Source organism: Methanobrevibacter sp., from assembly GCF_017410345.1.
GTDB lineage: Archaea > Methanobacteriota > Methanobacteria > Methanobacteriales > Methanobacteriaceae > Methanobrevibacter.
In genome coordinates this window covers 1-6,943 of sequence record NZ_JAFQQZ010000039.1, presented here as the reverse complement: position 1 = coordinate 6,943, position 6,943 = coordinate 1, and the positions used below count along the sequence as shown (strand labels likewise).

Here is a 6,943-nt window from a genome sequence, read left to right as displayed (position 1 = left end):
TAAGTAGATTAAAGTTTCATTTTTTGAAACGTTTCTTTTTTTACTTTTTCTTTTTTTATTATTAAAATAAGCTTTCATTTTTTCTTTTTTTAGAAATTTTTATTTTTCATAATTCGATTTTTTTTCTTTTTGATAATTTTTCTTACATTCTATTTTTTTCTTTTTGATAATTTTTCTTACATTCTATTTTTTAATAATTCTTCTTATGCCCTATTTTTTAATATTTTTTAATCTTATAACTTAATAAAAAACTTTAATTCAAATTATCTGCTTTTCCAAGGTTTCATAGGTATAAATCCTTGTTCTCCTATTTTGGTTTGTCCATCAAATAGTAGATATTCAATTAAATTATAAATGTCCTCTTTTGTATCATTGATCTGCACTAAACTTATTACGTGACGGGTTTCATTTTTAAGTATTTCATTTCCATTGAAATAGCTTGCATTCAAAAAGGTATAGTATTCATCAGAGTTTCTAACAATCTTGAATGCATCAAACTGTGATTTCACTTCCCTTTCAATAGTGAAGTTGATGTTTTCCTGTCTTAATGTGCTCCATGCCAACCTTTGGGCGCTTCCCTTAACTCCAATGAATTTTAACCCATCCAAGTCTTCTATCTTTTCAATGGTCTTTCCATGATTTGGAGAAATCAGGACCAAATGGTCATAGGCAATAGCTGTAAAGTTCAAGTCATTTTCAAAAGCAAGCAATGGGTCATCCAATGCTAAAATATCCACTAAATCCTGTTTTGCAAGTTCATATGCACTTTCGTCATCACTGCTGTAGATTAATGTTTTAAATGGCAAGTCATAGCTGATAGCTTGAAGGAGTCCTGTAATGATGTGTCCTCCGGCGATTATGATTTCCTCCCTGTCCTCTAGTCTGTTTTTGTATTTGTAGTAGATGTCCAGGAGTTCATATCCTTTAGGGCTTAGTTCAGAGCCTGATCCTACAGTAACCACTAATTTTTCCCCAAGCTTGTCTTCAGCATTCTTCACTCTTCTATTGAGTACAGAGTGGGAAACCTTCAATTCCTTAGCTGTCTTTCTTTGGGAATATGTTTTTGATAGTGATTCCAATGTTTCAAAAAACTTGTAATTAAAGGATATTCCGTCTATTTCAATTCCAATCTCAGGTTTAATGATATACTTTTCATCTTTAAATTCATCATGATTTTCATCTTCACGATTTGCCATTAAATCCCTCTAAACCCCATTTTTTTGAATTTTTCTTTTGAAAATATATTCTTCTTTTATTCAAAATATATATTTTCTTTTATTGAAAATATTAAAAAAACTTTTTGATTTGCATTACTGAATTTTATGCACTGATTAATTTTAAATATCTTAACCAATATAATATTATTATTGATGGTTTAGGTAGATTTAAATGGAGTTTATGATATCAGCAATTGAGGCGATTTTAGACAATATTCGTGATGCAGAAGAATATTTGGTTGAAGAAGATATAGCAAATTTTATTGAGATTATTACAACTGCAGACAATATTTTTGTAACTGGTGCAGGAAGATCTGGACTTGCTGCAAAGGCATTTGCAATGAGATTGATGCACTTGGGATTAAGTTCATATGTGGTAGGTGAAACCATTTCTCCAGCTATCAATGCAGGGGATTGCATTTTAGCCATTTCAGGTTCTGGAGAAACAAATACCATAGTAACTGCTGCAAATATTTCCAAAAAAAGAGGTGCAAAGGTTTTGGCATTGACTTCCTATCCTGAAAGCAGTTTAGGCCAAATAGCTGATGGAATCATTCACGTAAAAGGTAGGACAAAAGTTGAAGTGGATGATGAAAACTACCTTAAAAGACAGATTAAAGGAAATTATACCTCTTTAACCCCTCTTGGAACTGCATTTGAACTTACTTCATTAGTATTCCTTGATGGTTTGGTTTCTGAATTAATGGAAGCTATGGGAAAAACTGAAGAGGATTTAAAAAATAGACATACTGTTTTAGAATAGATTAGCATCTATTTTTCTATTTTTATCATATTTTTACTCTATATTTTGCTTTTTCTATTTTTATCATTTTTTTACTCATTTTTTTTACTTTATACTTTTCATGTTCTTTTTTATCTTATTTCTCCTAGTTAGTCATTTTTTCACTGTTATACACTTTGTTTATAATCGATTAACTTCCTTGTTTAAATTTATACTAATTTTTCTATCCTTATGAACTATTTTTCTCAATCGTTTAAGCTTTATTTTATCCATATTTTCCAATAATATTGTTAATTCAATAATTTAGAAAATTATTTATATAATTGATATGAAAAATATTTCATGTTATATATAATATAATTTTAAGGTAATAATATGGAAAAGAAAACTACAATCATATTGGCTATTTTAATTGCCCTAATCGCATGTGGGGTGGCTATCAGCTTATTTGCATCACCATCTTCCATGACTTCTTCAGGCAATCAGACCATAACCGATATGGCTAATAGGACAGTAAATATTCCCGGTGATATTAATCGGGTGGTTGCTACAAGCCCTCCAATGACTACAATCATGTATATGCTGGCTCCTGAAAAGATAGCTGGTGTCAACTTCCAATGGACTGATGAAGAGCTTAAGTATGTTCCAAATCAGTATAAGGACAAGTTTCCAGTTGTTGGAGGATGGTTTGGAAGCCAAGACGGTAACTATGAGGAATTCATAGCTTCTGAACCTGATTTTGTAGTGGAATCCATTGATGAAGGCATGGGAGTTGACCTATCTACAGTTGCAGAAAGGCAGGAGAAATTCGGTTCAATTCCAGTTGTAGCTGTAACTGACAATACCAATGTCACTAAAATTGATTCCACTATTGAGTTTATGGGCAAGATATTGCAGAGAGAGGATAAGGCCAACGAGCTTATCTCTTTCAACGATAAATACTTGTCTGAAGTGAACAGTGTAGCATCATCCATTCCAGATTCCGAAAAGAAATCTGTCTACTATGCTTCAGGGGAAGATGGATTGTCTACCTATGCAAGCGGTGCATCACATGGGCAATTGATTTCCCTTGTAGGAGGTAAAAATGTTGCAGACACTGAAGTTCAGGATAGTGGAAGCGAACTTACAGTTTCAATTGAGCAAGTGATGAAATGGAATCCTGATGTGATTATAGCTACTGATGAAGACTTTTACAACAATGTCTATAAGGATTCAAAATGGGCAAATGTTAAAGCAGTAAAGAATCATCAGGTTTATATTTCTCCACAATCTCCATTCAAATGGTTTGACAGGCCTCCAGGTGCAAACATAATCATTGGTGTTCCCTGGACTGCTAAAGTTATTTATCCGGATAAGTATTCTAATATCAATATGGTAGATGCCACAAAAGAGTTTTACAGCATTTTCTACCATTATGATTTAAGTGATGATGAAGCAAAAGAGATCTTGACTTCCTCTGGAATTAAAGAGTCTGATTTATAGTTTGAATAGTTTAAAATAAGGAGTAATTTTCCTTATTTTTTTTATTTATTGATTATTAGATATTTTAAGAAAATTATTTTAAGAAAATTATTTTAGAGAAATTATTTTATGAAAATTGATTAATTTTAAGGATTTGTATTAATGAATGAGAATTCTTCTTTGAATATAGATAAACTGGCTATTTACCTATTGCTGATAGCGCTGCCAATATTTCTATTCTTTGTATCATTTATGCTAGGAAGGTATCCTGTTGCGCCTATAGATGTGGTAAAGACAATTTTAAGCCCTATATTTCCACAATTAGCTGTATCTCCAGAGCTTAATTCTATTGTATTTACAATCAGATTGCCTCGTATCATTGCAGCTTTGCTTGTTGGTGCAGCATTATCTGTTGCAGGGGCTTCATTTCAGGGAATATTCAAAAACCCACTTGTATCCCCAGACCTTTTAGGGGTATCCATGGGTGCAGGTTTTGGTGCAGCTATTGCCATTTTGGCAAATGCAGGAAATGCATTGATCCAGTTGTCTGCCTTTATCTTTGGAATCATTTCAGTATCAATCACTTATGGGATTTCAAAGGCATATAAGGCAGGAGGAATTCTTCTTCTTGTATTGTCTGGTACTGCAGTATCTGCTTTCTTCAATGCATTGATTTCAGGTACCAAGTTCATGGCAGATCCTTATGATAAGTTGCCTCAAATAACTTATTGGCTTATGGGCAGCTTATCTGCAGTCAATTTTGATAAATTGTCCATGATAATCATTCCTTTGATTATTGGAATGATTGTCATCTTGGTTTTAAGATGGCATTTGAATGTATTGGCAATGGGTGATGAGGAAGCCCAATCATTAGGTTTGGATGCAGGCAAGCTTAGATTGATTATCATTGTAGCATGTACTTTGGTCACATCTGCAGCAGTATCCATTAGTGGAATCATTGGTTGGGTAGGTCTTGTTGTGCCTCATATGACTCGTATCATTGTAGGTCCTGACCATAAGATTCTCCTTCCGGCTTCAATAAGCATTGGAGCAAGTTTCCTGTTGTTGATTGACAACATTTCAAGAACCTTTATTTCAATCGAGATTCCTATAGGCATATTGACAGCTATTGTAGGTGTTCCATTGTTCCTTTACTTGCTTAGAAGAGGTTATTCCGAGTGGAATTAGTTTTATTTGATTAGTTTGAGATTAGAAGAGTTTGATGATTATAGTTAGTTTTATTGATGTGGTGGCATTATGGTTAAGTTAGTGGAAGTAAAAGATGTTTCCTTTTCATATGATAAGGATTCTCCAATCGTTTTTGAAAACATCAGCTTTTCAATTGATAAGGGAGATGTCTTATGCATATTGGGGCCAAACGGTACCGGTAAGACTACATTGATAAAAACCATCAATGGCCTTCATGAAGTGAACTCAGGAAGCATATCATTAAATGGAACAAACATCAAGGAACTTTCATATAATGACATTGCAAAGCTTGTAGGATATATTCCTCAGGGGCATGTCCCATCATTTCCTTTCAAGGTGTTTGATGTAGTCCTTATGGGAAGGTCTCCATATATCAATCTATCGGCATCTCCAAAGGAAGAGGATAAGGAAATAGCCTTAAATGCATTAAAGACACTAGGAATAAAAGATTTGAAGGATAAGAGTTATACAAATCTAAGTGGTGGAGAGCGCCAGTTGGTTTTCCTTGCAAGAGTCCTTGCCCAAGAGCCTGACTTGCTTATTTTGGATGAACCAACTAACCATCTTGACTTCGGTAATCAAATCAAGCTATTGGAAATGATTGAGCAATTGTCCAATTTAGGACTTGCAGTCATTATGTCTTCACATTATCCTGATCATGCTTTCTTGGCAGCTTCTAAAGTGGCTATCATGAAAGATAGGACTTTCATTGACTTTGGAACTCCTGAGGATGTCTTAACGGAGGAAAACCTTAATAAGGCATATGGCATTGATGTAAAGCTTGTTGAACTTGAAGACAATAGAAAGATTTGTGTTCCCTTAAAGACCAATTTGGAATTGGTCATGAGCAATTATTCAAAAAAGTATTCTTTAAATAAATAAAATAATTAAAGAAAATTAAAGAAAATTAAAGAAAATTAATTAAATAAAAATAATGTATCATTTTCATAAAATTATTTATAAAAGATTTTTTAAAACTTAATTAAAAAGGTGTAAAAATGGTAAGTGTTGAAGATTATGAAGAACAATTGGCAAAAGCTAAAGAGTTCCACGGTGAAATCTGTGGTGGAATAGCTATTGGTACCAAGCTTGCAATGTATGGTATGGAATTAATGGGATTTGAATTGAACAAACGTCATAAGAACCTAATTGTATTTTTGGAAATTGACAGATGCATGGCAGATGCAGTTCAATCAGTAACCAAATGTACCATGGGAAAAAGATCCCTAAAGCAAATGTACTATGGTAAGTTTGCAGTGACTTTCTATAATATGGATACTGGTGAAGCTATTAGAGTATCTGATGCAGATGCTAATAAACAGGAAAAGATTAGAGAAACCAGAGATGAAATGATTGAAAGATTCAAACGCACTCCTGCTGAAGAACTCTTCAATGTGGAAAAGGTTCATGTTGAATTAAAGCCTTCTCAAATGCCTGGTAAACCACACACAAGTACTTACTGTTCAATCTGTGGTGAAAAAATTACTGATGGCCGTCACTTGAACCGTGGTGGAAAACCGGTATGCATACCATGTGCTGAAGGGGCATATTACGAGATAATTGATGAATAATAAAGGGGTTCAAATTTATTATTCGTTTAATTAAATAAACGATCAATTATTCGATAACTTTTACATTAACTTATTAATTTAAATGGTGATTATTTATGGCAAATACAACAGGCATGTTACCTGCAAATGGACATCGTATTCAAGGTAGGTCAAGCGAGTCATTTTTGAATGCTCATGACATTATTATGGAATTGGACCTTAATGGCAATGAAGTTTTTATGGATGCAGGATGTGGTGATGGGCATGCTGCACTTGAAGCTGTCCAGATTTTAGATGATGATGCTATAATCTATGGCGTGGATATCTATGAACCTTCTATTGAAGACCTTCAAAAGGCTGCTCGTGAAAAGGGTTATGATAATCTAATTCCAATTTGTGCAGATATTCCTGATCACATTGACTTGGATGATGATGTGGTTGACGTTATTCTATTGATTAATGTATGGCATGGATTTAAGGCAACCAGAAGAATGGATGAAGCTATTGAAGAACTTAAAAGAATTCTCAAACCTGGTGGAAAAATAGCTATCATGGATTATAAGAAACAGGAAGCTAAACATGGTCCTCCTATCACTGTAAGAAGCAGTCCTGAAGACTTGGAAGAAGTCTTTAAGGAACATGGAATGAGATTATTCTCTTTAAATCCAGATTGCGGTGAGGACATTCCTCAAGGGAAATCTCATTACTTGATTGTTTTTCAAAAATAGCTCATGCTATTTTTTCTTTTTTATTCTTTTTTAATC

The 6,943-nt window shown here is 33.5% G+C and carries 7 protein-coding genes; 6 read left to right on the top strand and 1 reads right to left on the bottom strand.

Annotated elements, in window-relative coordinates:
- Nucleotides 1–263: 263 nt before the first annotated feature.
- Nucleotides 264–1,196, bottom strand: a complete 933-nt coding sequence (locus tag IJE13_RS04825) for a LysR family transcriptional regulator (RefSeq protein ID WP_292777713.1) — start codon at nucleotides 1,194–1,196, stop codon at nucleotides 264–266.
- A gap of 193 nt (nucleotides 1,197–1,389) precedes the next feature.
- On the opposite strand from IJE13_RS04825, the gene hxlB reads away from it, so the two are divergent.
- The 6 genes from hxlB to IJE13_RS04795 all read left to right on the top strand — a co-directional run bounded on the left by hxlB (nucleotide 1,390) and on the right by IJE13_RS04795 (nucleotide 6,907).
- The gene (gene hxlB / locus IJE13_RS04820) at nucleotides 1,390–1,980 is read left to right on the top strand and encodes a 6-phospho-3-hexuloisomerase (RefSeq protein WP_292777711.1); all 591 of its coding nucleotides are present in this window, start codon (nucleotides 1,390–1,392) and stop codon (nucleotides 1,978–1,980) included.
- 354 nt (nucleotides 1,981–2,334) lie between these two features.
- Complete coding sequence (locus tag IJE13_RS04815; RefSeq protein ID WP_292777708.1) at nucleotides 2,335–3,441, top strand: ABC transporter substrate-binding protein; 1,107 nt, start codon at nucleotides 2,335–2,337, stop codon at nucleotides 3,439–3,441.
- 141 nt (nucleotides 3,442–3,582) lie between these two features.
- Nucleotides 3,583–4,608: an iron ABC transporter permease gene (locus tag IJE13_RS04810; RefSeq protein ID WP_292777706.1), complete on the top strand. Its 1,026-nt coding sequence runs from the start codon at nucleotides 3,583–3,585 to the stop codon at nucleotides 4,606–4,608.
- A 69-nt stretch (nucleotides 4,609–4,677) separates the two neighbouring features.
- Nucleotides 4,678–5,511: an ABC transporter ATP-binding protein gene (locus IJE13_RS04805; protein WP_292777704.1), complete on the top strand. Its 834-nt coding sequence runs from the start codon at nucleotides 4,678–4,680 to the stop codon at nucleotides 5,509–5,511.
- Between the two features lie 116 nt (nucleotides 5,512–5,627).
- Entirely contained in the window at nucleotides 5,628–6,200 is a 573-nt protein-coding gene (locus IJE13_RS04800; RefSeq protein ID WP_292777702.1) for an FmdE family protein, read from the top strand.
- Between the two features lie 95 nt (nucleotides 6,201–6,295).
- Nucleotides 6,296–6,907 carry a methyltransferase domain-containing protein gene (locus IJE13_RS04795; RefSeq protein WP_292777698.1) on the top strand — a complete coding sequence of 204 codons (612 nt, stop codon included), beginning with the start codon at nucleotides 6,296–6,298 and terminating at the stop codon, nucleotides 6,905–6,907.
- Nucleotides 6,908–6,943 lie beyond the last annotated feature (36 nt).